Annotated in this window: 30 protein-coding genes, 2 pseudogenes and 1 riboswitch; of the genes and pseudogenes, 17 read left to right on the forward strand and 15 right to left on the reverse strand. The window is 65.5% G+C overall.

Annotated features, from left to right (window positions below):
* Positions 1–33: 33 nt before the first annotated feature.
* From IEW58_RS02710 to crtY, 3 genes are read right to left on the reverse strand one after another with little or no spacing between them, the layout of a single operon-like run.
* Positions 34–615, reverse strand: a complete 582-nt coding sequence (locus IEW58_RS02710; RefSeq protein WP_188643713.1) for an LOG family protein — start codon at positions 613–615, stop codon at positions 34–36.
* Positions 616–627: 12 nt separating this feature from the next.
* Complete coding sequence (locus IEW58_RS02715; RefSeq protein ID WP_188643714.1) at positions 628–2,133, reverse strand: phytoene desaturase; 1,506 nt, start codon at positions 2,131–2,133, stop codon at positions 628–630.
* Entirely contained in the window at positions 2,130–3,311 is a 1,182-nt protein-coding gene (gene crtY / locus IEW58_RS02720; RefSeq protein WP_188643715.1) for a lycopene beta-cyclase CrtY, read from the reverse strand. The genes IEW58_RS02715 and crtY overlap by 4 nt, the downstream gene beginning before the upstream one ends.
* Here crtY and IEW58_RS02725 point away from each other — a divergent pair.
* From IEW58_RS02725 to IEW58_RS02735, 3 genes are all read left to right on the forward strand, one after another.
* Positions 3,295–3,495: a DUF2585 family protein gene (locus tag IEW58_RS02725; protein WP_188643716.1), complete on the forward strand. Its 201-nt coding sequence runs from the start codon at positions 3,295–3,297 to the stop codon at positions 3,493–3,495. The genes crtY and IEW58_RS02725 overlap by 17 nt on opposite strands.
* A gap of 56 nt (positions 3,496–3,551) precedes the next feature.
* Positions 3,552–4,412 carry a MipA/OmpV family protein gene (locus tag IEW58_RS02730; RefSeq protein ID WP_188643717.1) on the forward strand — a complete coding sequence of 287 codons (861 nt, stop codon included), beginning with the start codon at positions 3,552–3,554 and terminating at the stop codon, positions 4,410–4,412.
* A 137-nt stretch (positions 4,413–4,549) separates the two neighbouring features.
* The gene (locus IEW58_RS02735; RefSeq protein ID WP_188643718.1) at positions 4,550–6,082 is read left to right on the forward strand and encodes a flavin-containing monooxygenase; all 1,533 of its coding nucleotides are present in this window, start codon (positions 4,550–4,552) and stop codon (positions 6,080–6,082) included.
* Positions 6,083–6,113: 31 nt separating this feature from the next.
* Here IEW58_RS02735 and IEW58_RS02740 read toward each other — a convergent pair whose 3' ends face one another.
* The gene (locus tag IEW58_RS02740; protein ID WP_188643719.1) at positions 6,114–7,343 is read right to left on the reverse strand and encodes a cytochrome P450; all 1,230 of its coding nucleotides are present in this window, start codon (positions 7,341–7,343) and stop codon (positions 6,114–6,116) included.
* A gap of 56 nt (positions 7,344–7,399) precedes the next feature.
* Positions 7,400–7,507, forward strand: a riboswitch (TPP riboswitch).
* Between the two features lie 31 nt (positions 7,508–7,538).
* Between IEW58_RS02740 and thiC the strand changes: the two genes are divergently transcribed.
* The 4 genes and pseudogenes from thiC (at position 7,539) to IEW58_RS02755 (ending at position 10,903) form a co-directional block, all read left to right on the forward strand.
* On the forward strand, positions 7,539–9,395 hold the full coding sequence (gene thiC, locus IEW58_RS02745) for a phosphomethylpyrimidine synthase ThiC (protein WP_188643720.1): 1,857 nt from the start codon (positions 7,539–7,541) through the stop codon (positions 9,393–9,395).
* A complete protein-coding gene (locus IEW58_RS02750; RefSeq protein WP_188643721.1) occupies positions 9,395–9,559 on the forward strand; it encodes a hypothetical protein in 165 nt (54 codons plus the stop codon). Before thiC ends, IEW58_RS02750 begins: the two co-directional genes overlap by 1 nt.
* Before the next feature lie 3 nt (positions 9,560–9,562).
* A pseudogene (locus IEW58_RS14065) lies at positions 9,563–9,809 on the forward strand (hypothetical protein); the annotation flags it as partial.
* Positions 9,809–10,903 (forward strand): hypothetical protein, encoded by a 1,095-nt coding sequence (locus IEW58_RS02755; protein WP_188643722.1) that lies wholly within the window; start codon positions 9,809–9,811, stop codon positions 10,901–10,903. The pseudogene IEW58_RS14065 and the gene IEW58_RS02755, both read left to right, overlap by 1 nt.
* Before the next feature lie 217 nt (positions 10,904–11,120).
* Here the strand turns inward: IEW58_RS02755 and IEW58_RS02760 are convergent.
* Together IEW58_RS02760 and IEW58_RS02765 are read right to left on the reverse strand one after the other, a co-directional pair.
* A pseudogene (locus IEW58_RS02760) lies at positions 11,121–11,240 on the reverse strand (Mpo1-like protein); the annotation flags it as partial.
* A 98-nt stretch (positions 11,241–11,338) separates the two neighbouring features.
* A complete protein-coding gene (locus tag IEW58_RS02765; RefSeq protein WP_229658406.1) occupies positions 11,339–12,004 on the reverse strand; it encodes a DUF2726 domain-containing protein in 666 nt (221 codons plus the stop codon).
* A 126-nt stretch (positions 12,005–12,130) separates the two neighbouring features.
* Here IEW58_RS02765 and IEW58_RS02770 point away from each other — a divergent pair, with 126 nt between their 5' ends.
* The gene (locus tag IEW58_RS02770; protein ID WP_188643723.1) at positions 12,131–12,565 is read left to right on the forward strand and encodes a glycine zipper 2TM domain-containing protein; all 435 of its coding nucleotides are present in this window, start codon (positions 12,131–12,133) and stop codon (positions 12,563–12,565) included.
* Positions 12,566–12,578: 13 nt separating this feature from the next.
* Here the strand turns inward: IEW58_RS02770 and IEW58_RS02775 are convergent, their stop codons facing one another.
* A complete protein-coding gene (locus IEW58_RS02775; RefSeq protein ID WP_188643724.1) occupies positions 12,579–13,133 on the reverse strand; it encodes a DUF305 domain-containing protein in 555 nt (184 codons plus the stop codon).
* Positions 13,134–13,443: 310 nt separating this feature from the next.
* Here IEW58_RS02775 and IEW58_RS02780 point away from each other — a divergent pair, with 310 nt between their 5' ends.
* Positions 13,444–13,884 carry a PaaI family thioesterase gene (locus IEW58_RS02780; protein ID WP_188643725.1) on the forward strand — a complete coding sequence of 147 codons (441 nt, stop codon included), beginning with the start codon at positions 13,444–13,446 and terminating at the stop codon, positions 13,882–13,884.
* Here the strand turns inward: IEW58_RS02780 and IEW58_RS02785 are convergent.
* The 3 genes from IEW58_RS02785 to IEW58_RS02795 all read right to left on the reverse strand — a co-directional run bounded on the left by IEW58_RS02785 (position 13,881) and on the right by IEW58_RS02795 (position 15,426).
* On the reverse strand, positions 13,881–14,432 hold the full coding sequence (locus IEW58_RS02785; protein ID WP_188643726.1) for a hypothetical protein: 552 nt from the start codon (positions 14,430–14,432) through the stop codon (positions 13,881–13,883). The two genes, IEW58_RS02780 and IEW58_RS02785, sit on opposite strands and share 4 nt — an antisense overlap.
* Positions 14,433–14,655: 223 nt before the next feature.
* Complete coding sequence (locus IEW58_RS02790; protein WP_188643727.1) at positions 14,656–14,895, reverse strand: hypothetical protein; 240 nt, start codon at positions 14,893–14,895, stop codon at positions 14,656–14,658.
* A gap of 60 nt (positions 14,896–14,955) precedes the next feature.
* Positions 14,956–15,426 carry a YaiI/YqxD family protein gene (locus IEW58_RS02795; protein ID WP_188643728.1) on the reverse strand — a complete coding sequence of 157 codons (471 nt, stop codon included), beginning with the start codon at positions 15,424–15,426 and terminating at the stop codon, positions 14,956–14,958.
* Positions 15,427–15,538: 112 nt separating this feature from the next.
* On the opposite strand from IEW58_RS02795, the gene IEW58_RS02800 reads away from it, so the two are divergent.
* The 4 genes from IEW58_RS02800 (at position 15,539) to IEW58_RS02815 (ending at position 17,574) form a co-directional block, all read left to right on the forward strand.
* Positions 15,539–16,099 carry a YbhB/YbcL family Raf kinase inhibitor-like protein gene (locus tag IEW58_RS02800; protein WP_188643729.1) on the forward strand — a complete coding sequence of 187 codons (561 nt, stop codon included), beginning with the start codon at positions 15,539–15,541 and terminating at the stop codon, positions 16,097–16,099.
* A 236-nt stretch (positions 16,100–16,335) separates the two neighbouring features.
* Positions 16,336–16,806, forward strand: a complete 471-nt coding sequence (locus tag IEW58_RS02805) for a DUF4142 domain-containing protein (protein ID WP_188643730.1) — start codon at positions 16,336–16,338, stop codon at positions 16,804–16,806.
* A gap of 280 nt (positions 16,807–17,086) precedes the next feature.
* Positions 17,087–17,299 carry a cold-shock protein gene (locus tag IEW58_RS02810; RefSeq protein ID WP_188643731.1) on the forward strand — a complete coding sequence of 71 codons (213 nt, stop codon included), beginning with the start codon at positions 17,087–17,089 and terminating at the stop codon, positions 17,297–17,299.
* Positions 17,300–17,367: 68 nt separating this feature from the next.
* On the forward strand, positions 17,368–17,574 hold the full coding sequence (locus IEW58_RS02815) for a hypothetical protein (protein ID WP_188643732.1): 207 nt from the start codon (positions 17,368–17,370) through the stop codon (positions 17,572–17,574).
* A gap of 4 nt (positions 17,575–17,578) precedes the next feature.
* On the opposite strand, the gene IEW58_RS02820 is transcribed toward IEW58_RS02815, so the two are convergent.
* Positions 17,579–18,076 carry a hypothetical protein gene (locus tag IEW58_RS02820; RefSeq protein ID WP_188643733.1) on the reverse strand — a complete coding sequence of 166 codons (498 nt, stop codon included), beginning with the start codon at positions 18,074–18,076 and terminating at the stop codon, positions 17,579–17,581.
* 137 nt (positions 18,077–18,213) lie between these two features.
* Here IEW58_RS02820 and IEW58_RS02825 point away from each other — a divergent pair, with 137 nt between their 5' ends.
* On the forward strand, positions 18,214–18,675 hold the full coding sequence (locus IEW58_RS02825) for a COG3650 family protein (RefSeq protein WP_229658407.1): 462 nt from the start codon (positions 18,214–18,216) through the stop codon (positions 18,673–18,675).
* Here the strand turns inward: IEW58_RS02825 and ygfZ are convergent.
* Complete coding sequence (ygfZ, locus tag IEW58_RS02830; protein ID WP_188643734.1) at positions 18,672–19,403, reverse strand: CAF17-like 4Fe-4S cluster assembly/insertion protein YgfZ; 732 nt, start codon at positions 19,401–19,403, stop codon at positions 18,672–18,674. The genes IEW58_RS02825 and ygfZ overlap by 4 nt on opposite strands.
* A gap of 38 nt (positions 19,404–19,441) precedes the next feature.
* Here ygfZ and pyrC point away from each other — a divergent pair, with 38 nt between their 5' ends.
* Entirely contained in the window at positions 19,442–20,482 is a 1,041-nt protein-coding gene (gene pyrC, locus IEW58_RS02835) for a dihydroorotase (RefSeq protein WP_188643735.1), read from the forward strand.
* Here pyrC and rarD read toward each other — a convergent pair.
* Positions 20,457–21,353, reverse strand: coding sequence for an EamA family transporter RarD (gene rarD, locus IEW58_RS02840; RefSeq protein ID WP_188643736.1), 897 nt, complete (start codon positions 21,351–21,353; stop codon positions 20,457–20,459). The genes pyrC and rarD overlap by 26 nt on opposite strands.
* Positions 21,354–21,553: 200 nt before the next feature.
* On the opposite strand from rarD, the gene IEW58_RS02845 reads away from it, so the two are divergent.
* Positions 21,554–22,006: a glycine zipper 2TM domain-containing protein gene (locus IEW58_RS02845; protein WP_229658408.1), complete on the forward strand. Its 453-nt coding sequence runs from the start codon at positions 21,554–21,556 to the stop codon at positions 22,004–22,006.
* 145 nt (positions 22,007–22,151) lie between these two features.
* Positions 22,152–22,853, forward strand: coding sequence for a hypothetical protein (locus IEW58_RS02850; protein ID WP_188643737.1), 702 nt, complete (start codon positions 22,152–22,154; stop codon positions 22,851–22,853).
* Here the strand turns inward: IEW58_RS02850 and astD are convergent.
* Together astD and IEW58_RS02860 are read right to left on the reverse strand one after the other, a co-directional pair.
* Positions 22,850–24,277, reverse strand: a complete 1,428-nt coding sequence (gene astD / locus IEW58_RS02855) for a succinylglutamate-semialdehyde dehydrogenase (RefSeq protein ID WP_188643738.1) — start codon at positions 24,275–24,277, stop codon at positions 22,850–22,852. The two genes, IEW58_RS02850 and astD, sit on opposite strands and share 4 nt — an antisense overlap.
* A gap of 103 nt (positions 24,278–24,380) precedes the next feature.
* Positions 24,381–25,805, reverse strand: a complete 1,425-nt coding sequence (locus IEW58_RS02860; RefSeq protein ID WP_188643739.1) for a protein adenylyltransferase SelO family protein — start codon at positions 25,803–25,805, stop codon at positions 24,381–24,383.
* Positions 25,806–25,836: the final 31 nt, after the last annotated feature.

Below are 25,836 nucleotides of genomic sequence, written 5' to 3' on the forward strand. Positions count from 1 at the left end.
GGACGACGCGGCGAGGGCGACCCTTCGGCTGCGTCACAGCTCGCTTGCCTGCATCTCGAAGATCGGGGTGTGCGGACGGTACGCTGCCATCCGGTCGAGCAGATCGGGCAGCGTTTCGGCGGCGACGATGATGCCCTGGTGGACCGGGCGCACAAAGCCGACTTCCGCCATGTGGCGGTTGAAGGCGAGCAGGTGGTCGTAGAACCCGAACGCGTTGAGCAGGCCGACCGGCTTGGCGTGATAACCGAGCTGTGCCCAGCTTACCGCTTCCCACAGCTCATCCATCGTGCCGACCCCTCCGGGGATGGTCACGAATCCGTCGGACAGGTCGGTGAAGCGCTGCTTGCGTTCGTGCATCCCTGTCACCGTGCACAGTTCGGTGCAATCGTGATTGGCGACTTCGGAGCCCGCGAGAGCATGGGGGATGACCCCGATCACCTCGCCGCCCGCATCGAGAGCGCCACTCGCCACCGCGCCCATCAGGCCCAGCCGGCCTCCGCCATAGACGACGCCGATCCCGCGCTCGGCAAGTTCGCGGCCGACATCGCGCGCCAGTTCGATGTAGCGCGGGTCCGCAGGGGTGGCCGAGCCGCAATAGACGGCCAATCTACGCATGGTAGGCGCGCTTCATTCGCTCAGGTCTCCGATCATCAGTCCGGCGGTGGTCTTGGCGCTCGCCACGACGCCGGGGATTCCGGCGCCGGGGTGCGTTCCTGCCCCCACCAGGTAAAAATTCTTCACCACGTCGTCGCGGTTGTGGCCGCGGAAGTAAGCACTTTGGGTGAGCACTGGTTCCAGGCTGAACGCGCTGCCGAGGTGCGCGTTGAGGTCCATCGCGAAATCGCGCGGGGCGTAGTGGAACTTGGTCACGATCCGGTCGTGGATATCGGGAATCAGGCGCCGGCCCAGTTCATCGAGGATGCGCTTTTCCAGCATCGGGCCGACCTGCTCCCAGTCCACCGCCAGCTTGCCCATGTGGGCGACCGGCACCAGCGCGTAGAACGTGCTCTTGCCCGGCGGGGCCATGCTGGGATCGGTCACCGTGGGGTGGTGCAGATAGATCGAGAAATCGGCCGGCAGGACACCGTGGTCGTAAATGTCGTCGAGCAGCCCTTTGTAGCGCGGGCCGAACAGGATCATGTGATGCGGGATGCCGGGCCATGTGCCTTCCAGCCCGAAATGGACCACGAACAGCGAGGGCGAGAACCGCTTGCGGGCAAGGCTGCGCGCCTTGTCGGTTCCGCGCCTGGTGCCGCCCAGCAAGTCACGATAGGTGTGCATCAGGTCGGCATTGCTGGCGACCGCGTGGAAGCGTTCCTTCCAGCCGCTCTGCGTCTCCACCTCGGTCGCGCGGTTGCCGATGGTGTGCACCCGCACGACCGGATCGTGCATCCGCACCTCGCCGCCGAGCCGTTCGAAATGGCGCACCATCGCCGCGGCGAGCCGGTTGGTGCCGCCGCGCGCCCACCATACTCCGCCGTCCTTTTCCAGCTTGTGGATCAGGGCGTAGATCGCGCTGGTGGTCATCGGGTTGCCGCCGACGAGCAGCGTGTGGAAGGACAGCGCCTCGCGCAGCTTATCGTTCTTCACGAAGCTGGAGACCATCGAATAGACCGATCGCCACGCCTGGTATTTCGCCAACGAAGGCGCGGCCTTGATCATGCTCTGGAAATCGAGGAACGGCTTGGCGCCCAGCTTGACGTAGCCTTCCTCGAACACGCCGGCTGAATAGCGCAGGAATTCCTCGTACCCCGCGTAGTCGCCCGGCGCGACGCGGTCGATCTCGGCGCGCAGGGAGCGGTCGTCGTTCGAATAGTCGAAGTTCGTCCCGTCGGGCCAGTTGAGGCGGTAGAACGGGAAGACCGGCATCAATTCGACATCGGCGGCGATGTCGTGGCCCGACAGCGCCCACAGTTCCTTCAGGCAGTCGGGATCGGTGATCACCGTCGGGCCGGCATCGAACGTGAAGCCCTCGCGCTCCCAGTAATATGCCCGGCCGCCCGGCTTGTCGCGAGCTTCGACGATGGTCGTCCTGATGCCGGCCGACTGCAGCCGGATCGCGAGCGCCAGCCCGCCGAAGCCGGCGCCGATGACGCAGGCGCGCTTGCCTTCGGAAGAAACGGAGGTCGTCATGCAGCTTCCCTGGATAGTGGCGCGCCCGGTGTGACGAGCGAGCGGATGGCGCCCAGCACCGGGACCGGAGGCTTGCCGCACAGCACCCGCGCGCGGTCGCCAGGTGTCGAGCGGGCAGCGTAGAAGCGTTCGATCAGCGGTTCGGGCAGGCGGTAGAAGCGGCCGAATACCTTGTACCGCTCATCCGGGGAACCTGCACCAAAGAGCATCCGTCCGAGCTGCCGGTAGAACCGGGTCCGCCGCCAGTGGGCGCGGGCGCGGGCTTCCATCATGGCCGCGAGCCTCTCGCCGGGAAGGTCCGCCTCGCGCGCGATGGCGATAGCGGTCGCGGCCGCGAAGGGCAGGGTGTAGCTGGTCAGCGGATGGACGAAGCCGCCCCTCGCACCGGCAACCGCGACGCCGGGCGTGCGGTGAGCCGCCTGGAAGGCCGCGAAATCGCCGCCCGTCACCACCGGCAGCACGCCCGTCTCGTGGTCGAGACGCTCGCCGTCCCAGCCACGGGCTTCGCAATAGCGGTCGATCCGCCCGGCCAGCACCGTTCGATCGAGCAACGGCGAATCCGCGTAATAGGTGTCCTCGACGAAAAGCTCGTCCCCGGACAGCGGGAGAGTATAGACGAACCGGTAGGCGCCGTGCTGCTCCACCGCGGCGTCCATTATCACCGGTCGTTCGATCCCGTGCGGGCGCGCGGTGCGCAGGCGGCGGCCCATGAACACCTGCCAACCGCCTTGCAGCTGCGGCGCGCGTTCGATCCCACGGCAGTCGATCACGCAGCGCGCCTCGACCCGCTCCCCGTCGGCCAGGTCGATCCCGCGGGCATCGAGCGCGGCTATCGGCCGGTCGCAGTGCACCGTGCCTTCGGGCAGCAAGCGGCGCAGACCGGCATCGAAATCGGCCGAGGCGAGCGAGTGGTACGGCGTCGCCAGGTCGCGCGCGTGACCCGGGAAACGGACGGAATACCCGTCCCACCGGGTCTGATGCAGCTCGCGGAGCAACGCCGTGCCTTCCGCGTCGAGGTCGCTCGCGAACCAGCTCCAGCGATGGTTTCCGCCGAGCGTCGGCCCGGCTTCGACCAGCGCCACGCGCAGGTCCGGCCGGGCGCGGCGGAGCGCCAGCGCGATCAGCCCGCCGGCCAGCCCGCCACCGGCGATCGCGATATCGATGGTGCGCCCGTTCATCGGCGATTGCCCTAAGGCGCAATCCGGCGGCGGGCAACGCTTCCCGTCGGGCCGCGCGCATGGCATCACCCGCGCGATGAGTGGGCTGTTCACCCTGTGGGTGATCCGCGACAACCTCACGCTCAACATGGTCATGCTGTTCTGGCCGCTCGAAGCGATCCCCCAATGGCAGGCAGGGGCGTGAGGAACGGGCAACCTCGTAAAATGTTATTCCTCCCGCAAACAGGGGATTCAGCCAGAATGAGGACTACAGCTTTCGTCGCGGGCCTGACGGCCGCGCTCGCCGCCGTGCCTGCCTTGGCGCAGGACGATCCGGCGCCCGCCGGTCCCCCTGCGATGAGCGACACGGTCTATGACGACACCTGGCTCAGCCTTGGCGTCGGCGTCGGCTATGGCCCCAGCTATGACGGGTCGGACGACTACGCGGTCTTTCCTGCTCCGATCGTGCAGGGACGGGTCGCCGGCATCGGCATCCAGCCGCGCCCTGCGGGCCTTGCGCTGGACCTGATCCCGGACGCCGGCAAGGGCGTCGGTTTCTCTCTCGGTCCGGCTGCGCGGGTCCGCTCCAACCGTGCGAAGCAGATCAAGGACCCGGTGGTGAAAGCCGCTGGCGAGCTCGACACCGCGGTCGAGCTTGGCGTCAACGCCGGGCTCAGCTTCCCGGGCGTCCTGAACCCCTACGATTCGCTGAGCTTCAGTACCGATGCACTGTGGGACGTGGCCGGGGCGCACGGAGGCATGACCGTCAGCCCTTCGGTGACCTACTTCACTCCGCTCAGCCGCGGCATCGCCGCTTCGCTGTCACTGTCCGCCGAGCACGGCGACGGTGATTTCATGCGCTATTACTATTCGGTGACCCCGGCCCAGAGCGCGGCGAGCGGCCTGCCCACGTTCACCGCCGACAGCGGTTGGACAAGGGCGGGGGCGACCCTGCTCACCGCTTACGACTTCGGCGGAAACCTTGCCAACGGCGGCGTCTCGGCGGTGGTGATCGGCGGCTACTCGCGAATGATGGGTGATGCGAAACGCTCCCCCTACACCTCGATCCGCGGCAGCGCCGACCAGTGGTTCACCGCGGTGGGAATCGGCTATACCTTCTGACTTCTCCCGCGCCCCGAAAAGTCCATTGGGTCATCTCCCAGGGTCGAACCGTCGAATAGAGATTGATCCCGGTCAACGAACGGGTTCAAACTCGGTGGCAGAATCGAACCGAATTACGGGAAAGAGGATCCACTGCAATGACCGGACAAGGCGGCGAACATTTCGATGTCCTGATCGTGGGGGCGGGTATCTCGGGCATCGGCTCGGCGTACCACCTGCAGGACCAGTGCCCGTGGGCGAGCTATGCGATCCTCGAGATGAAGGACACGTTCGGCGGGACCTGGGACACGCACAAGTATCCCGGCGTTCGCTCGGACAGCGATCTCTACACCTTCGGCTACCGGTTCAAGCCGTGGGTCGGCGCGCCGATCGCCAGCGCTGATGAAATCCTCAAGTACATGGGCGAGGTGATCGAGGAGAACCACATCGGCGATCACATCCGTTACGGCCATCGCATCATGTCGTGCGCCTATTCGCGCGAGACCGACCGCTGGACGGTGAATGCAACCCGGCTGTCCGATAACGCCGAGCAGACCTTCACCTGCAGCTTCCTGTGGATGTGCCAGGGCTACTACGACCACGAAAAGCCCTACATCCCGCCCGAGTGGAGCGAAAAAGGCCTGTCCGACTACAAGGGCACGTTCGTCCACGCCCAGTTGTGGGATCCGAAGACCGAATACGCCGGCAAGCGGGTGCTGGTGATCGGATCGGGCGCAACAGCCGCCACGGTGGTCCCCGCGTTCGCCGAAAAGGCCGCGCACGTGACGATGCTCCAGCGTTCGCCGACCTACTTCTATTGCAGCGAGAACAAGAACGAGCTGGCCGACCGCCTGCGCCAGGTCGGCGTGGACGAGCCGACCATCCACCGCATCGTCCGCCAGCAGATCATGTTCGACCAGGACATGATGACCAAGCGTTGCATGGAAGAACCGGAAGTGGTGTTCGAGGAGCTGAAGGCCCTCATCCGCCAGTACGCGGGCGAGGATTTCGAGTTCGAGCCGCATTTTACCCCGCGCTACCGCGTCTGGCAGCAACGGCTCGCCTTCTGCCCCAACGGCGACATCTTCCAGGCTGCCGCGTCGGGCAAGGTGACGGTGGTGACCGACACCATCGACCGCTTCACCGAAAAGGGCGTGCGGACCTCGTCTGGCGAGGAGATCGAGGCGGACATCATTGTCGCCGCGACCGGCTTCAACCTGTCGGTCATGGGCGGCATCCCGTTCGCCGTCGATGGCGAGCAGGTCGATTGGTCGGAAACGGTCAACTACCGGGGCATGATGTTCACCGGCGTGCCGAACATGACCTGGGTGATGGGTTACTTCCGCGCAAGCTGGACGCTGCGGGTGGACATGATGGGCGACGTCGTCTGCCGCCTGCTAAACCACATGCACGAAACCGGCGCCAAGCGGGTCGAGGTGACCTTCCGCCCCGAGGACGAAGGCATGGAAGTGCTGCCCTGGATCGAGGAGGACAACTTCAACCCTGGTTACCTGATGCGCGGGCTCGGCGCGATGCCGCGCCGCGGCGACAAGGCCGAATGGCGGCACAACCAGGATTACTGGCGCGAGCGCGAGGAATTCCCCAACATCGACGTAGAGGGGCCGGAATTCGTCTACGACGGCAAGCGATCGGAAGCGCGAGCGCGCCGGCCGCTGGAAAACGCCGCCTGATAATGACGGCGAACGGAGCCGCGGCTGGACCCTAGCCGCGGCTCTCGATACGCACCGGCATGGCGGTAAAGCCATGGAGGAACGGGCTCGCCAACCGCGTGGGCTCGCCTTGGGGGACCACCCGCCAACCGCGCGCGACCCACTCCTCGATCAGCGTTGCCAGCTGGACCTCGGCCAGCCGCGCGCCCACGCAGCGGTGGATGCCGTGGCCGAAGCCGACGTGACGGCGCGCGTTGGCCCGGCCCACGTCGAACCGGTCGGCATCGGCGAAAACCTTCTCGTCGCGGTTGGCCGAGATGTACCACATGACGATCTTCTCGCCCGCCGCGATCTTCTGTCCGGCTAATTCCGTATCGCGCGTCGCCGTGCGGCGCATGTGCGTGACCGGCGATTGCCAGCGGACGATTTCCTGCGCCGCGTTGGGGATCAGCGACGCATCGCCATGCAACCGGTCGAGCTCGCCGGGGAAGCGGGCAAAGGCCTCGACCAGCCCGCTCATCGAATTGCGGGTGGTGTCGTTACCGCCGACGATCAATAGCGCGAGGTTGGCGATCCGCTCGATCGGGGTGAGGTGGCCCATCGCCTCGCTGTGCACCATCCGGCTGAGGAGGTCGTCGGAGGCGGGCAGCGCGCGCCGCTCCTCCATCAGCTGGTCGAAGCGGGCAAGCATCCGGCCCATCTCCCCCATGAAGCGCTGGTAGTATTCCTCGCTCTGGGTGTCGGGCGAGACGTTGCTCGCCATGTCGGACCAGGTCTTGATGTCGTGCCGTTCCTCGAAAGGCATGTCGAACAGGATGCACAGCATCCCCATCGTCAGCGGAATCGAGACCTGCTCCACCCAGTCGAACGTCTCGCCGCGCGGCAGCTCGTCGAGCAGGGTTGCGGTGCGGGCGCGCACCTGCTCGGTCAGGCGGACCATGCCGCTGGGATTGAACGCGGGGGAGACGACCCGGCGCTGCTCGGTGTGGCGGGGCGGGTCCATCGCGATGAAATTGGGAAATTCGTGACCGGCCACCCCGTCCTGGATGGTTATGTTGCCCAGCTCCGACGACCAGGTCTGGTGATCGAGTTCGATCGCGGTGACGAGATCGTGGGTCACCGCCGACCAGTAGGCGCCATAGGGGCTCTCGGCCCGCCAGCTAAGCGGCATCTCGGCGCGCATCCGGGCGAACGGCTCGCGCCAGCGGTCCTCGACATAGAGATCGTTGCTGCTGACATCGACCGGGGCTTCGGGACGGCGTTCGAGGGCGGCGGTGGCCATGGGGCGGGTCCTTTCCGGGTGGCGGCTTTACCCGATGCTCTCACAGGTCTAGACGCGTGTCATCCCCGGGGAGCCTGCGCAGGCTGAGAGGGTGGCTTCGCATCCACCGACCCGTCGAACCTGAACCCGTTAGCACGGGCGGAGGGAGGGCCGGTCGATGCGCCCCCAGTCCGTCCAGACAAGGACCGCGCGCACATGGCCGACATCAACTCCAAGCTCGAAATAGGCGTCACCACCGGCCCCATTCGCGGCAGCCGCAAGGTCCATGTCGGCCCGCTCAAGGTCGCGATGCGGGAGATCGATCTCGAACCGTCCAGCGGCGAGCCGCCGGTGCGGGTGTACGACACCTCCGGGCCCTATACCGACCCGACCGCGCAGATCGACATCCGCGCGGGCCTGCCGCAGCTGCGCCGCCAGTGGCAGCTCGCCCGCGGCGATGTCGAGGAATACGCCGCCCGCGCGGTGAAGCCCGAGGACAACGGCCAGCTCGGCCCGGACCGGTCGGGCGGGGTGCCGGCGTTCCCCAATGTCGCGAAGACCGTTCTCCGCGCCAAGCCCGGCGCGAACCTCAGCCAGATGCACTACGCCCGGCGCGGGATCATCACGCCCGAGATGGAATACGTCGCCGAGCGCGAGAACCTGGGCCGCGCGCAGCTAAAGCGCGAGCGCGATGGGCAGGACTGGGGCGCGTCGATCCCCGACTATGTCACCCCCGAGTTCGTCCGCGACGAAGTGGCACGGGGGCGGGCGATCATCCCGTCGAACGTCAACCACCCCGAAGCCGAGCCGATGGCGATCGGGCGCAACTTCCTCGTCAAGATCAATGCCAACATCGGCAACTCCGCCGTCGCGTCGGACGTCGCGAGCGAGGTCGACAAGATGGTCTGGTCGATCCGCTGGGGCGCGGACACCGTGATGGACCTCTCGACGGGCCGCAACATCCACGACACCCGCGAATGGATCATCCGCAACTCGCCCGTCCCCATCGGCACCGTGCCGATCTACCAGGCGCTCGAGAAAGTCGGCGGCATCGCCGAGGACCTCACCTGGGAGATCTTCCGCGACACGCTGATCGAGCAGGCCGAGCAGGGCGTCGATTACTTCACCATCCACGCCGGCGTGCGCCTGCCCTACATCCCGATGACCGCCAAGCGCGTCACCGGCATCGTCAGCCGCGGCGGATCGATCATGGCGAAATGGTGCCTCGCGCATCACAAGGAATCGTTTCTCTACGAACGGTTCGACGAGATCACCGAGATCATGAAGGCCTACGACATCGCCTATTCGCTGGGCGACGGCCTGCGCCCCGGCAGCATCGCCGATGCCAACGACGAGGCGCAGTTCGCCGAGCTCTACACCCTGGGCGAGCTGACGAAGCGCGCCTGGGAACAGGACGTGCAGGTGATGACCGAAGGGCCCGGCCACGTGCCCATGCACAAGATCAAGGAGAACATGGACAAGCAGCTTGCCGCCTGCGGCGAGGCGCCGTTCTACACCCTCGGGCCGCTCGTGACCGACATCGCGCCCGGTTACGACCACATCACCAGCGGCATCGGCGCGGCGATGATCGGGTGGTTCGGCACGGCGATGCTCTGCTACGTCACGCCCAAGGAACACCTCGGCCTGCCCGACCGCGACGACGTGAAGGTGGGCGTCGTCACCTACAAGCTCGCCGCCCACGCCGCCGACCTCGCCAAGGGCCACCCGGCCGCCAAGGTCCGCGACGATGCGCTGAGCCGCGCCCGCTTCGAATTCCGCTGGCGCGACCAGTTCAACCTCAGCCTCGACCCCGACACCGCCGAGCAATACCACGACCAGACCCTGCCGGCGGAAGGCGCCAAGACCGCCCACTTCTGCTCGATGTGCGGGCCCAAGTTCTGCTCGATGAAGATCACCCAGGAAGTGCGCGACTTCGCGGCGAAGCAGAATGCCGAGGTGGGCACATTCGTTGCCGCCGAGGAGGCGGAAGCCGGGATGGCGGAGATGAGCCGGGTCTACAACGAGGGTGGGCGGGAGCTGTACATCGGCGCCGGAAACCGCGAGCACGACTGATGGCGGACCTCTACGCCAAAAAGCTGGAATCCGAACGCAAGACGCTGTGGGCGACCTGCCGGCTGAAGGGGCTGCCGGTGGGCACTCCCGAGCGCAAGCGGATCGCCGAGATCGACCAGCTGATCGCGGAGCACAAGGCGAAGCAGGGGGTGAAGAAGGGGTGAATGTTGGCGTGTGCAGGCGCCAGGATCGCGCACTTCTGCTCGACGTGCGGGTCCGGGCCGCAGTCGCACGAGTGGACTGAGGACAACTTCTGCTCGATGAAGATCACCCAGGAAGTGTGCAACTTTGCGGCCAAGCAAGAGCGCCGGGGGGGGATGTTTCGTCGCGGCCGGGGAGGTGGAAGCTGGGATGGCGGAGATGAGCGAGCGTTTCGTAACGGCAACGATCTATATGGTAGAGCGGAGTAGATAATGCCCAACGTATTCTACTCTTGGCAGAGCGATCAGCCGCGGAAGGTTACGCGTGACGTCATTGAGGCCGCGCTTGCTGCAGCAATAAAGGATCTGAACGCAGACCTCATCGCTGCTGATCGTCCCGACGAGGAAAACTTACAGTTAGACAAGGACACGCAAGGCGTTCCAGGGTCTCCTGACATTACCGAGACAATACTGAAGAAAATCGATCTTGCATCGGCGTTTGTGGCAGACATGACGCCAGTCACAACGATGACTTCAGCCGCTGGCAAGGTCAAACATCTTCCTAACTCTAATGTTCTAATAGAACTTGGCTACGCGAAAAAGGCACTTTCGCCGCTGCGTCTAGTCCAAGTCTGGAACACGGCTCTCACTGGCTGCTGTCCTGAAGACCTTCCATTTGACATGAGAGGGCGGCGGGGCCCAATTGCGTTTGCCTTAGCTCGAGAAGCCGACAGGCCAACGCGTCAGCGCGTAACGGAGCAACTTACCAAGCAACTGGTTGAAGCTCTTAGGCTGATCGTTATCGAAGAGCCCGGCCGCTTACTCCCTGCTGATCGTTGGGCAGACAACGACGCAGAAGACAAATCGATCTGGCCAAACGAGAAAGGCGAGATGCTAATCAACGAGCCTGATCACGGATCAGGCACAAAAAAAGTTTTCCCACCTCCGCGAAGTTTTGTGCGGATCCTGCCTAGCCGATGGTTCGGTTCGGACGATCTAGACAGGCATGATCTTTTGATCGAAATGAATGGCGGGTTTAGCTGGGGTGCAACTTTAGACGGCGTTCTCACGTATCCTGGAAGTGTTCTGTTCGACGATACATCCAAGGTGCATGCAATCACCAAGCGGTTTGAGCGAACAGGTGAGCTCTGGGGGACCAGGACTGATCTTGCTCGAAAATTTGGTGAATACCTTTGTATTAGAGGCGACTCAATTCCGGAAGGTTGGCTCAAGTTCCTTGCGTACGCTCTCCCGCACATGACGAAGGGAGGGGCGGAGTGGCCAATGAAAGTTCGTCTGGGCGTGGTAGGTTTAGGCGGATGTCATTGGCCATCTGATCAAGGACTTGGGCGCCCCCCGCAGCTCTGAAAGAAGAGTATCTTGCCGAATTCACTCTACTGAGCAGAGACGTGGATGAGATTTGGCGAGCAGTGCTCGATGCATGGTGCGGTTATCGCAAGGTGTTCACTATTCCAAATCCTTCCGCTCAACAGCAAGAGGATTGGAAGCGCTTTTTGAGATCGGTGATAGGGGATTCACTGGCTCCGATCGTCGGCGGTTAACTGTATCGCACCCCTGCCGCTCTTTACTCCGACCCCAGCCGTCCGGTCAGCCACAGCCACCACATGCGGAAGTCGGCGGCGAGGCTCCATAGGGGGTAGGTGAAGGTCGCGGGGCGGTTCTTCTCGATCGTGAAGTGCGCGACCCTCAGCCCGTCACCGGCATCGCCAGCAGCCACCAATACCGGCCCGTCACCACCGCGCTGTTCTTCGGCTTCCTCCTGGGGCGCGGCTGAGAATAATTCTACCCGGTCCGCTGGGCTTGGGGTTCGCATCCGGCGAGCGGGACCAGCTTCGCCACCAGCCTGCGCAGCTCCCCCGCCGTCGTATGCCCGGCGACCACCTCGTGATAGCCGATCCCGGCCTTGCGCAGAGCCTCCTTCTTCACCGCGTCGCGCGCGGCGGCGGAAATGCCTAGGTGGTGGCCGTTCCCCTGGTACTCAAGCGCGTGAACCACTCGGGCGTTTTCGTCCATCAGGGCGAAATCGACCCGCTTGGAATTGATCGCGAAATAGGCGTCCTTGTCGGGGCTGGCGAGAAATTCGCCCAGGCTCACCTGCGCCATCACCTGCCAGCCGGGATTGCGCTCGATTACCGCCTTGTCGAGCGCCTTGAAGACCGCGGCCTCGGGCCTGTTGAGTAGCGCGCGCGCTGAGAACGATGCCTTGCTTACGGCTTTAAGCTGATCGGCGGCGAAGTCCGCTGCCTGCACTTCCGGCTCCTTGATCGGCACGAACTTCGCGCCGCGCTTGCCGTTGGCCGCATTGCGCCCGCGCCAGTAAGCGCGCCGCTTTTCGCGGTCGATGCGATTGAGCGTGCCTTCCAGCGCGATGCCGATCACGCCGCCGACGGTCATCACAATCAGCAGCACCAGCGGCTTGTCGAGCAGGGCAAGCAGGTCCGATATCATGGCCGCACTTTCCCACCCAGAAATGAGAAATGGATTAAGGCACTGATATCGTAAGTCTACGAATGGCCCGCAGCCCCGCGCGGTTGTTACGTCCTGGAAGCGGGGCGCATGTCTGGGAGACAGGCCATGAAGACGATGCTCGCGGCGCTGGCCGCTGCTGCCAGCCTGACCACGATCGGCGGCTGCGCCACGACCGACTATTACGACAGCCCCCATGGCTACTACGATCGCGGTTATTACAGCGAGTATGGCCGGTACGATTACGACCGCCCCGATCCGCGCTACGGCGGATATTATGCCGACCGCTACTACCGCAACGATTCCCGCTATCGCCCCTATCGCCTGAACCGGAACGACCGCATCTACCGTGGCCAGGACGGGCGCTATTACTGCCGCCGCGCGGACGGGACGACCGGCCTCATCGTCGGCGGCATCGCGGGCGGGGTGCTGGGCAACATCATCGCGCCGGGGGGCTCCAAGACGCTGGGCACGATCATCGGCGCGGTTGTCGGCGGAGCGGCGGGCGCGGCGATCGACGCGAACAACGTGACCTGCCGCTGAGGGGGCGGGCGGGCTAGCGGACCGCCGCCTCGATCTCCGGTTTCATGTCCGGCGTCACCTTCGCCTCGCGCGGGGCGAGGGCGGCGGTGCCGCGGCTGCCGTTCGCCTCGATATCCGCGATCAGCGCCTTCATCTCGGCGATCTCGCGCACCTGGGCCTCGATGATTCCGTCGGCCAGCTTGCGCACGCGGGGGTCGGTGATGGTCGCCTTGCGCGCGTTGTTGATCGCGATCGAGTGGTGCGGGATCATCGATTTCATGAACGCCGTGTCGCCGATCAGCGCCTGGCTGCGGTTGATCGCGAGCAGCGCAACCGCTCCGACGAGCGCGCCCACCAGCACGATCACCTTGGTCGTCTTCCCGCGGTACATCGGCCACATGAAGGCGAGCATCACCGCGGTCATCACGCAGCCCATCACCAGCGAGGCCATCAGCCGGTTGAGGCTGAACACCGCGTGGTCCCATTCGTAGACCAGCTGGTACATCAGCGGGAACATGATCGCGGTCGAAGTGGCGATCATGGCCGCGAACTTGCCCCAGCCCATCATCGGCTTGCCGTGTTGCTGCATCGTGTGCTTCTCCTGCTTTTACAGGGGACATACGCGCAGGTCGCGGCTTGGGGTTCAGATCGGGGCTTTCCTACTCCGGCCAAATCGGGATTACTGGCGCGGTGAGATGCCCGCTTCCCGCCCCTTCCGATCATTCCTGCCGCAAGGCTTGCAGGGCGTTTGCGGGCTCCGCCTTTTTCTACTCCAGGACAGTGGTCCATGCGGTCCATGGGTCCAACAAATGCGGCGCGGCGGCTTTGCGCAAAACACGCGACTCGCGCGGCCGTTCGTGCGAGGCTCGCGCCTCCCGCAACCTCGTTCCGGAGTGCGCATGACTGATCAGGCCAAGCCCGCCTACCGCGTGCCGATGGTGGAACGCACCGGCATGCGCCGGCTGGAGGAAAGCCGCGGACATTCGAAGCTGCTCATGCCGCTGGAGGGCAACGCGAACCACGTCGATGTCATGTACCTCGGCGCGTTCTGCATCCTGGCCGAAGCGGCGGCGGCGGGGCCGGGAATTTCCATCCTCGATACCGCGCGCTACTTCCCCATCGTGAAGGACATCGCGGTCGATTTCCACCGCATGGCCGCGAGCGACGTGACCGGTGAGTTTACTCTATCGGAGGAACAGATCGCCGGCCTCCTCGCCGATCTGGAGCGCAAGGGAAGCGCGGGCTACACCGCCGAGGTGCCGATGCACGACGCCGACGGCACGCTCGTCGCCACCGGGCGGGTGACGATCAAGCTATTGAGCCACGACTGGGGCGGTTAGTGCTGCACCACGATGTTGTCGATCCCGCCGAACGTGCGCCCCTCCGAAGGCTTGGCGACGAACAGCAGTCGGTACATGTCGGCGGTCTTGCACTTGGGGTCGACAACTATCGGGAAGCCGACCGACTGCCGGCGGACCGAGGTGGCGTAGCCGTCGTGATACATCACGTGCTCTGAAAGGAGCTGGTAGTAGTTGGCGGCGGTCTGGCGATAGCAGCCCAGGCGGATCGTCAGCGGGGCGTAATCGGGCGCGGCGGTGAGGTTGATCCGCAGATACCTCGCGGCGCTGACGCTGAAGTCCCATTTGAAGACGTAGGCCGGTGGCTGCGGGTTCCAGAAGATCTGCCGGTCGCGGCTCCATTCGCTGCCCCAGCCGCTCATGTCCTGGACCGAAAGCCCCAACTCGGGCCGCTCGCCCCAGTCTTCCGCCTCGAACACCCAGTCGGTCAGCGGCGCGAGAGCGAGGCGGAGGACCTGGTCGGCCGGTATCGATTCCGCCGGGGCAAGGACCGGCGACCGGGAGATGGTCGGGGATATCGCCGGCTGCACGCGGAGGGGCGCCTCCCGAAGTACCTGATCGGCCGGCGGGGCCGGAGCGACGGAGGCCGCGACGGGCAGGGTGGAAAGTGCGATTCCTATCCCCGCCGCGGCTCCGGTAACGAAAATGGCATGGCCGCGCTCCGCTGTTGACGTGCATCGCCAGTGTCACGGGCGGGCTATCCCGGGCTATTCGTAATCCTCCCGATCGCTCGGGGCGGGAAGGGTATGTCGGTCAGGGTTCGCCGCTGGGGGAGTTGGCGTTTTCCTGGCCCTCGACCTCCTGCTCGCCGAGCCGGCCGTGACCGTGATAGGCCGCGTTGCTTTGCCCGCCGTGAAAGCCCTTCCCGTTGTCCTTCGGCCCGATCGGTCCGCCGCCGCCCGCACCGCGGGTATCGATCGGGATGCCGGTGCCGCCGGGATCGCCCTTGTGTCTGTCGTCGACCATGCCCTGGGTCGGGTGCTTGTCGGCCATTTTTCAATCTCCGTTGCGTGTTTCTTCAACGGAGGCGGCGGGGCAAGCGTTCCGGCGCGCCTAGCCACGCGCCAGGCTGACCAGCACCCGGTCAAGCGACTGGAGGAAGCGCGAACGGTCGGCTTTGGCGAAGGGGGGCGGTCCCCCGCCAGGTCCGTCGAACCCGGCGCGCAGGTCCGCCATGATGGCCCGGGTCGCGATCGCGGTCCCGATGCTGCCGGCGTCGAACGGGCGGCCGTTGTGGGCGAGTACTTGCGCTCCGGCCTTGAGGCAGCGTTCGGCCAGCAGGATGTCGCCGGTGATCACCACCGTGCGGGGGTTGGCCAATGCGGCGATCCAGTCGTCCGCGGCGTCGAACGCGTCGCCAACCAGCACGCGGGCGACGAGCGGGTGATCGGGCACCCGGAAGAGCGAGTTGCTGACCACCTTTACCGCCGCCCCGTGACGCAGCGCCACGCGGTACACCTCTTCCTTGACCGGGCAGGCATCCGCATCGACGAGGATGGTGACGTAAGGCCGATCGTCGTTCATAGGCGCCGGCCTAGCGCCTCAGCGCGGACCTCGCCAACCGCAAACGGCCGCGCTGTCCGGAACCTTCACGCTTACCCCGCGTGAATGACGCAAGAAGATCGAAGGATTGCCAATGCTCGAACATGTTCCCTCCTTTCTAGGCCGTGCGCTCAAGAGCGTGCGCGCCGGGCACGGCAAGCTGGCGGCCGCCCGGCTGGCGAGCGAGGAGACCCTCGGGGCAGGCGGATTCGTCCTGACCAGCGTAGCCTTCCAGGACGGCGAGGAACTCGACCCGACCTTCACCGCCGACGAGGAAGACGCCTGCGCCCCGCCGCTCGCGTGGACCGCGCCGCCGGCGGGAACGAAAGGCCTGGCGCTGATCGTCGAGGACCCGGACGCGCCGAGCCCGCAGCCCCTGGTCCATCTGCTCGGTTGGGGTTTTCCCGTGGGTGCCGGCGCGCTGTTCGAGGGGGACGATCCACCGATGGTTGGACTGAACTCCTACAGCCAGGCCGGCTGGCTGCCACCTGATCCGCCGAGCGGACACGGCAAGCACGATTACGTTTTCCAGCTATTCGCGCTCGATGCTCCGGTTCCGCTCCAGCCGGGCGCAGGACGTGAGGCTTTGATCGATGCGATCGAAGGTCATGTCATCGGCGTTGCGCTGCTCACGGGGACCTACGAACGCGAATAGAGGCGGTTGAGGGAGCGGCGGCCGATTGCCGCTCGGAAGTGCCAGATTTCGCCGGATTTTTCGGAACGGGCGGCGGCTTGGCGGGTTGGGCGGACAGTCGCAATTTTCCTGGCAACCACTCAAGGACAGTCGCCATGAAACACCGCTTTCTTCTTGCTGCCGCTGCAACCTTCGCGCTCGCCGCTTGTGGAGGTGCGGACGACAATTCAGCCGACGCCACGGCAACAGATACGGCAATGACTGATAACGCGACCGTGAATCCCGCCCCCACTGGGGACGCGATGATGCCGACGAACGCGCAGGGCTTCGTCGATCAGGCTTCAGCCAGCGACATGTACGAGATCGAAGCCGGCAAGCTGGCCCAGCAGACGGGCAAGAGCCAGGCCGTGAAGGATTTCGGTGCGATGATGGTGAAGGACCACACAAAGTCCTCGGCCGATCTTAAAGCGGCTGCCGGCAAGGCCGACGGGGTCACGGTCGCTCCGAAGCTGACCGCCAAGCAGCAGTCCGGTCTCGACGCATTGAAGAGCGCCGGCGACAACTTCGACGCGACGTACAAGCAGCAGCAGGTAGCGGCGCACGAGCAGGCGCTTTCGATGCTCCAGGGCTATGCCCAGGGCGGCGACAACGGGGCGCTCAAGGAGTTCGCTGCGAAGACTGCGCCGGTGGTCGAAGGTCACCTGGCACAGGCCCGCAAGCTCCCCTGACGAACTTGCTCGCCGGGCTGCTCCGCGAAGGGCGGCCCGGCGACGTTTCGCTGGCCCGACTTGTTTGCACGACCTTGCGATTCGCTATTCCCGGCGACCCGTGCTAGTGCACTCCTGCTGACGTCGAAATTTGCGACGGACTTCGACTTTTGACGACCGCTTGCGCTTTCCCTGGATTGCCCCGCGTACCCAGACGACGACTTCCTTTCTTTTGACGACCTGACGCACGACCCCTTCGCACGCTGCGAAGGGCGCTATCGTTTCTTGAAAGGAAACACGCATGACCAAGACCGGAACCGTCAAGTTCTTCAACACCGACAAGGGCTACGGCTTCATCCAGCCCGACGACGGCTCGGGCGACAGCTTCGTCCACATCTCGGCCGTCCAGGCCGCCGGCATGCACTCGCTCGATAAGGACCAGCGCCTTAGCTACGAGATCGAGCAGGGCCGTAACGGCAAGGAGAGCGCGGTCAACCTGACTTCGGCCGACTGAGTTCTTCAATGAAAAACACCCCTCCCGCCCGTGCGGGAGGGGACCCTTCGGCCTCGCGGAGCTTTAACATGAGCCAGACCTTCGATTTCTACGACGCCCGCGCCAACGAAGCTGCTGCCGAGGCTGATGCGGCCACGCTCGACAATGTGCGCGAACGCAATCTGCGCGCGGCCAAGACGTGGCGTGCCCTGGCAGACCAGGCCCAAAAGGTCATGACCGATCGCCTGCGCACCGAGCGCGATCGTGCCGACCGTCGCGCTGCCGAGGAAGCCTGAACGGCTACCTGCTCGCCAGTTCGAACTCCACGTCGATCGTACGTGCGTCGCCCGCTGATGAGGGCGACGGGGCGAACGCATCTTGCGGTTGTGGCGTCTGCGGCTGCGGCTGCGAGGCCGGAACGATAGCTGGGTCGGCAGGCACCACATCGGCCGCATACGACCAGCCGGGCTCCGCCTGGGGCTCTTCGAGACTCGGCTCCGGAGGAGGCGCCCACTGGGCTTGTCGCCAACCAAACCGGCGCTGCGCGTAAATCCCTCGCATCGACAGCTCTCCGACTTCCACGATGCCCTCGGGCGTCCGCATCGCATAGTGGTCGGGCAAAGAGACTTGCTCGCTCAGTTCGCTGCCCGCTGCGCCGAACTGGATCGCGGGACGGACAATTTCCTCCATTCCGATGCCGGCGTGCTGGATCGGACGGGTGTTGATGGTAGCGCCGCTGACGACGCCGGCAATCGAGGCGAGCGCACAAGCGCCGAGAAACAAGGGCGTTGCCTGCATGGCCTCCGCTCCATTATTGCAACTGGTGTATGACCCACCAATGCACCCATTCCCGGCACGTTCCCGGCGCGAACGGGCCAGTGCGTAGAACGCCATTACTCACATATGCTGCGCGGCTGGCTTTGCTCGCCACGGGTTTGACCTTGGGCGCTTGCGGATCGACCCACGAGGCTGGCGGCGAAGGCCCGACTGGCTCTTCATCGCAGGCGGCGCCGGCAAGCTCGCAAGGCGTCCCCGGCGATACGAGCGACTTCCAGCCCTACGAGGGAATTCGCGCGAACGAGACGGTCCAGTTCACCGGCACCGAACCTTTCTGGGGTGGGCGCGTGACAGGCAACAACCTGACATATTCCACTCCGGAAAATCCGGATGGAGAGCCGGTCACGGTCGAGAGGTTTGCCGGTCGGGGCGGTGTATCGTGGAGCGGAAGCCTGCAAGGCCAGCCGTTTCGCATGGCGGTCACGGAGGGGCAGTGCTCCGATGGAATGAGCGACCGGGTGTATCCGTTCACGGTCACGCTCGAAGTGTCGGGCGAGCAGCGCCAGGGTTGCGCGTGGACCGATCGGCGCAGCTTCACCCCGCCATCCGGCGGGACTTAATCCGTTTCGACGCCCATCCACTCGGGCAAGAGCGCGGCATCGATGCTCTCGGTCCGCAGGTGATCGACCGCCAGGCCAAGCTCGGGATAGACGGCCTTGCGGCGTTGTTCGTCGGAATGGTCGAGCGGGACCACGATCAGCCGCCGGTTCACTTTCTGGCGCCAGTTCATCCGCGCGGTGTTCTCCTGGCCGACATAGCAACCCTTGGTGAAGCTGACGCCGTTCAGTTCGGCCGCATTGGTTTCCAGCCACAGTACGTCGCCCAGCTCTGCGCGACCCTCGGGCACGCCCAGCGAGAGACGGTGGGCGTGCCATGCCTTGTCGGCAGGCTCATCATCCGACGATGCCGGGGCGAGCCAGCGTTCACCCAGTGATGCAAGGCGCGGATCGCTCGCACCGCCGTCACCCGTGTGGGGCGCCCAATGTACGGTTACCGTATCGTCACGCTCGATGCGAAGCTGGCGGCGCAGGCGGTAGAGCGATAGCCGCCGAACCAGCTCGTCAGCGGTGGCGGCTTCGCAATCGAGCAGCAGCTCTCCCGGCGCACCGGGCCAGACGATCAGGTCGAACAGGGTCTTTCCCTGCGGGGTCAACAGACCCGCATAGACCGGCAACGGGCCGGTCACGTCGTTGGTCAGGAGCCCTTGAAGAAAGGCCCCTGCATCTTCGCCTGGGGCTTGCGGTGCGACACGGACGACGGCGCGTTCGAACAGGCGGGTAGCAGGCATGGGTGACAGATAGGAGCGGCCTCGCATAAGGGAAAGCCATGGCCGAATCCCTCACCATCCGCCGCCCCGACGACTGGCACGTCCACCTTCGCGACGGGGACATGCTGCGCGGCGTCGCGCCGTGGACCGCGCGCCAGTTCGGACGGGCGATCGTCATGCCGAACCTCACTCCGCCGGTGACAACCACGGCGATGGCGCGCGCTTATCGCGAGCGCATCCTGGCGGCTCTTCCGGCCGATGCGGATTTCGAACCGCTGATGACAGCCTATCTCACCGACGATAGCGATCCTGCCGATCTCGCGGCAGGAAAGAACGAAGGCGTGCTCGTTGCGGCGAAGCTTTATCCTGCCAATGCGACCACCAATTCCGCCCACGGAGTGAGCGACATCGCCAGGCTCGATCCGGTTTTCGCCGCGATGGAGGAATCCGGCCTCGTGCTGTGCGTCCATGGCGAGGTGACCGATCCGGAAATCGACATCTTCGATCGGGAGGCGGTTTTCATCGAACGCCACCTGGAGCGGATCGTGCGCCGGTTTCCGCGGCTGAGGGTGGTGCTCGAGCATGTGACGACCGAAGAAGGGGTCGCCTTCGTCCAGGGATCGGGCAACAACGTGGCGGGCACCATCACGCCGCAACACCTTCACCTCAACCGCAACGCCATGCTGGTCGGCGGCATGCGCCCGCACGCCTACTGTCTGCCCGTGGCCAAGCGCGAGAAGCATCGCCTCGCGCTGCGCAAGGCTGCCACTTCCGGCTCGGGCGAGTTTTTCCTCGGCACAGACAGCGCGCCGCACGCGCGCGGCGACAAGGAATCCGCCTGCGGATGCGCCGGCATCTTCAATGCGCCGTTCGCGCTGGAGAGCTATCTGCAAGTGTTCGAGGACGAGGACGCGCTCGGGAATTTCGAAAGCTTCGCCTCGCTCGACGGCGCGGCGTTCTACGGCCTAACGGCCAACGAGAGTTCGGTCACTTTGGTGCGCGAGGATCACGTTGTGCCCGAGGTGATCGACGCTTGCGGCACGCCGGTGGTGCCGTTTCACGCGGGCGAGACGCTCAGGTGGCGATTGGCGTCCGGCTAGCACGCAAGTCCCACACGAAGACCGCGATCGCGATCCAGATGGCGACGAACGCGGCCAGTTGTACCGGCAGCAGCGGCTTGTGGAAAACGGTGAGGCCCAGCACGAAGACGATCGTGGGCGAGAGGAACTGGACGAAGCCGAGCGTCGAATAGGCCATCCGCCGCGCCGCGACCGCGAACAGCCATAACGGGATGGCCGTCAGTGCGCCCCCCAAGACAATCAGCAGGCTGAGCGACCATTCGTGGCCGAACGAGGCGCCTGCGGGCGTGCTTGCGAACCACGCGACGGTGCCGAAGGCCGGAAGCAGCAGGATCAGCGACTCGATCGTCAACCCGGGCAGGGCGCCGACCGGCACCCGCTTGCGCAGGAGGCCGTAGGCGCCGAAGCTCAGGGCAAGCGTCACGCTGATCCACAAGGTGGTAAGCGCGCCTCCGAGCAGCAACGCGATCCCGGCGCCGGCGATTGCGACTGCCGCCCACCCGCGCGCGGTCAGCTTCTCGCCCAGCAGGAGGGTGCCGAGCAACACGTTGATGAGCGGGTTGATGTAGTATCCAAGACTTGCCGCGAACACTTCGCCGGTCTGGATCGCCCAGATGTACACCAGCCAGTTGATCCCGATCAGGGCGGCGCTGGCAGTGAGAGTGGCGAGTACCCGCGGCGATCCCAGGGCAGCGCGTATCTCGGGCCATTGTCGCCGCAACGAGACGATGACGAGGCACAGTGGCAGGGTCCAGATGATCCGCCAGGCGACGAACTCGAACGGCGGCACCGCACTCACGAATATGAGGTAGAGCGGGAGGAAACCCCAGATCAGGTACGCTCCAAGGGCAGCGGGGAGGCCTGACCGGGCAGGGGAGGACGCATCGTTCATGTTGCCGCGGCCTCTAGGCCTGCGGCCCCTCGCTCACAAGCGGCGCTTTCCCAACGGAAATCCTGGCCGGACCGCGCTTCGAAAAAACTTTGAACCTGAAAGCTCGGTTGCTGCCTGTTCAGGTAGAGGGTTCTATTCCTGAACAGGCAAACGGGGTGACACTCACGCTCCTGGTCGCGAGAGAATGAAAGGATAACCCGATGAAGAACACCGTATTCACGCGCGCCGCGCTGCTGATGGCCGTCCCCGGCCTCGCGCTCGCCGCTCCCGCCATGGCTGCCCCTGCTCCGCATAGCGCGGCCTACGCACACAGCGCGGTGTGGGGCGATATGGCCGTTAACCACGGCCGCGACCGTCATCGCCGTTACGAGCGCTCTGCAAACCGTTATTACGGCGGCGGCAATTATCAGCAGAGTTACTACGGCGAGCCGGTTTACGCGAACACCCGCGTGTGGCGGGGCGACAACGGCCAGTATTACTGCAAGCGCTCCAACGGGACGACCGGCCTGTTGATCGGCGGCGCGGGCGGAGCCCTGCTGGGCCGCGAGATCGCCGGCCGCAACGGCGACCGGACGCTCGGTGCGATCCTGGGCGCGGCGGGCGGCGCTCTGCTCGGCCGCGCAATCGACAAGAGCAGCACCCGCTGCCGCTGATGGCTTAGCGCAAAAGCAAGCTTCGCGGCCGTGCCCACCCACTGCCGCGCAAGCGCGAACCCCCTGGGGATCGCGGAAGGCGTCTCCTGCTTCGGCAGGGGGCGCCTTCTTCCGTGAGTAAAGGTATTGCGCTAGGCCAGGGTGCATGGTTCGCGTTGCTTCCACCGTTCTGTTGCTGGCGGCCATGCTTGCCGGATGCGGCAAAGAAACCGCTCCTGCTGCGATCGAGCCGCAGGACCCCGCGATCGCCCAGGCGCTGGGCGATCCGCTGATGACCGACCCGGACCTTTCCACCCGCAACGAGGGCGCGGCGGCGCTCACCGTCGTCACCGACGGTGGGCTGCCCGTGGTGCCTACCTCGGCAGATGCGGTCGCCGCCGCCCGCGCGGAAGCTGCCGTATTGATCGGTAGTGCGGATAAGCATGGCGAAATCCCACGGCCCTCGGGCAAGGTCGAACCACTCCCGCCCGGACACACGCCCGGCGATCATCTGGCGCTGCTCGAGGACAAGACCGCGTGCAGGGCCCGCCTCGACGGATCGACGATCTGGGCGGCGCGCCTGCCGGCTGCGCTGCCTGTCTATCCGCGCGGGGCGACGATCGCCGCGACCGGGGGCGAGGGGAACGGTTGCCGCGTCGTCGCGGTCGTCTTCACCACTCCCGTACCGGGGGAGGAGGTTCTGGCCTTCTACTGGCAACGGGCGAAGGCGGCGGGATTTAAACCGGAGCGCCGGGTCGCCGGGGACAGCGCAGTCCTGCAGGGCAATCGGGCGGGCGCGGCGTTCGACTTGCGGCTCAGTGAAACCGCCGGTGAAACGAGGGTCGAGCTGGCGACGGTGACGGGCTAGGCTTTGCGCGTCTCTTCGCGCAAGCCCACGCCGATGCTCGCGCGCGGCTGATCCATCTCGGTGCTTGCGACCGGATAGGCGCAGTAGTCCGCGGCGTAGAACGCAGCCGGCCGGTGATTGCCTGACAAGCCTGTACCGCCGAACGGCGCCTTGCTGCTGGCGCCGTTGGTGGGCCGGTTCCAGTTGATGATGCCTGCACGCACGTTCGCCCAGAAGCGATTGTAGTCCTGCGGGCTTCCTCCGACGAGCGAAGCGGACAGGCCGAAGCGGGTATTGTTCGCTTCCGCGATGGCCGCATCGAAATCGTCGACCTTGATGACCTGAAGCAGCGGGCCGAACAGCTCGACGTCGGGGCGCTCCTTCATCGCCGTGACATCGATGATCGCGGGACTGACGAACGGCAGGTCTTCGCTCGGCCGGAGCATGTGCTTGATCGGGCGCCCCCCGTTTGAGAGGAAATAGAAGAAGCTTTCGGAAAGCTGGTCGGCGGACTGGTTGTCGATCACCGGCCCCATGAAGGGGGCCGGGTCGGCGAATGGCTGGTCGAACACGATCCGGTCGGCGAGGCGTTTTACCTCTCCGACAAGCGCGTCGTACATGCTCGCCTTCACGATCAGCCGCCGCGCGGCGGTGCAGCGTTGGCCGGCACTGGTGAAGGCGCTCTGGATCACCAACGCGGCGGCATCGGCGACCTTGGGAGTATCGACCACCACGATGGGGTTGTTGCCGCCCATCTCCAGGGCGACGATCTTGCCCGGGTTGGTCGCCAGCTTCCGGTTGATGGCGATTCCGGCCTGGACGCTGCCGGTGAACAACACCCCGTCGATGTCGCGGTGGGCCACGAGCGCCTGTCCCTCTGCCGCCGCGCCGACCAGCAGTTGGACGACGTCCGCCGCGAAGCCCGCGCGATGGAAGCATCCCACCAGGAATTCTCCAACCGCGGGCGTCTTCTCGCTCGGTTTGAAGATGATCACGTTGCCGGCAATCAACGCCGGGACGATGTGGCCGTTGGGCAGGTGCGCAGGAAAGTTGTACGGCCCCAGCACCGCCATGACCCCGTGCGGCTTGTGGCGGACGGCGCTGTTCCCCTGAAGCCCTCCGTCGAGCTTCTTCTGGCCGGTTCTCTCGGCATATGCGCTGACGGAGATATCGACCTTGGCGATGACCGATTCGACCTCGGTCCGTGCTTCCCACAGCGGCTTGCCGGTCTCGCGCGATATCAGTTCGGCGAACTGATCCTGCACCTTGCGCACTTCGTTCGCGAAACGGCGGCAGAGTTCGATGCGGGTGGCGAGAGGAAGCGCGGCCCATGCGGGCCAGGCCCGGCGCGCGCGGTCGACAGCCTGGTCGACGTCGCTGATCTCTCCGCGCCACAAGGCGGCACCGGTCGCAGGCTCGTGGGAAATGATTTCGTTAGTGGCCACGCGGCATCCGTAAACGGGCGACGAGGGCTGCGCAAAGTAAGTTTGGGCTTAATGCGAGCAAAAACAACCGCCGATGGCCGCAGCGTCGCCAGCCATGCGCCCGTTAGTCCTGGTATGGACCGGAGCCGGCTGGCGGCGGGGCAGGGCCAAGCCGCACCCCGAGGTTCCGGATGCGGCCGATCGTATCGAACAGCGGTTGCCAGTCGTCGCGGTCGGCGATCGAGGACCATAGCCGCTCGACTTCCTCGATCACCAGCGAAGGCGGAACGTCGTCAACCGACAGCGCCTCCGCCGCGGGTTCGTATCCCGACATGGCCTCCGCAAGGTCGCCGTCAGCCGCTTGCCCGAAGCGATGCTGGCGGAAGAACGCGTCGGGCGACATACCGGTTTCGCGCATTGCCGCTTCCGAGGCCGCGACCAAGGCGCCATCGCGCTCTTCCCCGCGGCTTTCGAGCCCAAGCCGCCACAGCCACCGGCGCCTGACGCTGGCCATGTACAGCGGTCCGAACCGCTCCAGCGCGAAACGCAGCGGTTCAGCCTCGGCAACCATGCGCAGGGCAATCGCCAGTTGGCCGCAGTTCCAGTAAAGCGCCTCCGGCTGCCGGCCGAAAGCGTATAGACCGCTCTGGTCAAAGTAAGCGGCCGTGAAGCCGGGATCCCACCGCGGCAGCCAGCGCCAGGGGCCGTAGTCGAAACTTTCGCCCGAGATGTTCATGTTGTCGGTGTTGAGCACCCCGTGCACGAACCCTGCGACCATCCAGCTTGCGGCAAGATCGGCCAGGCGCTCGATTACCTGGTGCAGCAGGATCACCGCCGGCTCGTCGCGGCCGGGCGCATCGGCGGGAGGAAGCGGACCGGGGAAAATCCGCAGGCTGTATTCCACCAGCTCTGCCATGTGCTCCCTCTGCTCGAGGACGGCGAGGCGCTGGAAGGTGCCGATCCGCACGTGACCCCGGCTCAGGCGCACCAGCACGGCGGAGCGGGTCGGAGAGGGCTCGTCGCCGCGCCACAGCTGTTCGCCGGTTTCGACGATCGAAAATGTCTTGCTCGTATCGACCCCGAGCGCCTCGAGCATCTCGGTGGCCAGCAACTCGCGCACGGCGCCCTTCAGGGTCAGCCGCCCATCGGCGGTTCGGCTATACGGCGTCTGGCCCGAACCTTTGGTGCCCAGTTCCAGCAGGCGTCCGTCGGCATCGCGCAACTGCGCGAAAGTGAACCCGCGTCCGTCACCGATATCGGGATTGTACACCCGGAACTGGTGGCCGTGATAACGCAACGCCAGCGGGTGCGGCAGGGTGTGGGGCAACGGATCAAACCGCCCGAAATGCCGCACCCATGCTTCATCGGACAATCCTGCAAGCCCGACGGCTGCGGCCCAGCGGTCGTTGCGCCAGCGAAGCTCGGTCCTGGGGAAATCCGCGGGCACGACCGGATCGGCAATCCAGCCGGCCAGGTCGAGCAACGGCGCCTCTGGGCGATATTCGCCTTGCCGGGTACCGTCCGGAGCAGGTTGCGGATCGCTTCGCATCGGGCAATAGTGGGAGTGTGGAAGCGGCCAT

Origin of the sequence: Tsuneonella deserti, assembly GCF_014644315.1 — a bacterium.
GTDB lineage: Bacteria > Pseudomonadota > Alphaproteobacteria > Sphingomonadales > Sphingomonadaceae > Tsuneonella > Tsuneonella deserti.